Origin of the sequence: Adlercreutzia equolifaciens, from assembly GCF_029076695.1 — a bacterium.
Lineage (GTDB): Bacteria > Actinomycetota > Coriobacteriia > Coriobacteriales > Eggerthellaceae > Adlercreutzia > Adlercreutzia equolifaciens_A.
Window position 1 is genome coordinate 1 of record NZ_JARFIK010000188.1, and the last position, 335, is coordinate 335.

Below are 335 nucleotides of genomic sequence, written 5' to 3' on the forward strand. Positions count from 1 at the left end.
CCCGCAGCCTGTGCGAGGCGCAGCGAAGGTCCTTGACGGCGCTTCTCGCAAGGGGGCCTCGTCCCGTTCTCGCTCGGTGGCCTTAGTGGGGCTGACTATCGCCCTCATTGCCTCCTCGGCCATTATTGCCGTGCGCATTGGGCCAGTGCCCATCACGTTGCAGATGTTCGCCATCACCTTCGCCATTGTGGTGTTGCCGCCGAAGGCAGCTACGGCCGCTATCGTAGGCTACCTGGTGCTGGGTGCGGTGGGCGTGCCGGGGTTCTCGGGCATGCGCGGTGGCATCGGTGTGCTGGCCGGTCCCACGGGCGGCTTTCTGTGGGGATACCTGCTGG

Annotated in this window: 1 protein-coding gene; it reads left to right on the forward strand. The window is 66.3% G+C overall.

Going from position 1 to position 335, the window contains the following annotated elements:
• Positions 1 to 85: 85 nt before the first annotated feature.
• The coding region (locus PZH32_RS12015) for a biotin transporter BioY (RefSeq protein WP_275208491.1) at positions 86 to 335 on the forward strand (250 nt) is incomplete at its 3' end.